This is a genomic window from Streptomyces mutabilis (assembly GCF_014649815.1).
Lineage (GTDB): Bacteria > Actinomycetota > Actinomycetes > Streptomycetales > Streptomycetaceae > Streptomyces > Streptomyces mutabilis.
Map to the genome: position 1 here is coordinate 1 of NZ_BMTT01000177.1, position 648 is coordinate 648.

Below are 648 nucleotides of genomic sequence, written 5' to 3' on the forward strand. Positions count from 1 at the left end.
TTGTGTATAAGGATTATTATATGTATAATTATCACTTATTGTATTATTTTGTACATTAGGATTATTATGATTATTTTGTAAATAAGGATTATTATTATAATCATTCAAGTAAGGATTATTATACGAATAATTCATAGGTGGATTTTGCATTGAATAATCCAAATATGTTTGAGATTGAGAGTTATAAGGTATAACATCATTCTCTTGTAATGTATAAGAGAATCGTGAATCATGTGTAGGATAATTTTGGTTCTCTATAAATCCTTGTGGTTGAGATATATTTTCATTATGTGACACAAGAGGATTTTGATCTGTCTCCTGTGCATAATGTGGAACAGGAGGATTTTGTTCTATCTGAGGTAGATTACCTTCAATATATCCTTCTCGTATTCTATTACCTTCTGCAATCATAGTTTCTAAATCTTTAGCAGAACGTCCTTCTAAATTTAAATCAAAACTACTATTGTATCTATTACGCATATTAGCTGCGTCACGTTTTTCTCGTAGTTTTTTCCTTCTTTCATATTCATCTAAAGTCATAACACGCTTTGCTCTATTATTAAACTTATATCTTTCCACTTTTTCATCATAAGCCTCTGGATTTTCTTCATGTAATAATACAACCCTCTCATCTCTTCTTCTTTTAGC

At 29.2% G+C, this 648-nt stretch carries 1 protein-coding gene; it reads right to left on the minus strand.

What is annotated here, in order from left to right; genetic code table 11:
- On the minus strand, positions 1 to 648 hold a 648-nt coding region (locus tag IE142_RS39320), incomplete at both ends, for a hypothetical protein (RefSeq protein WP_229831254.1).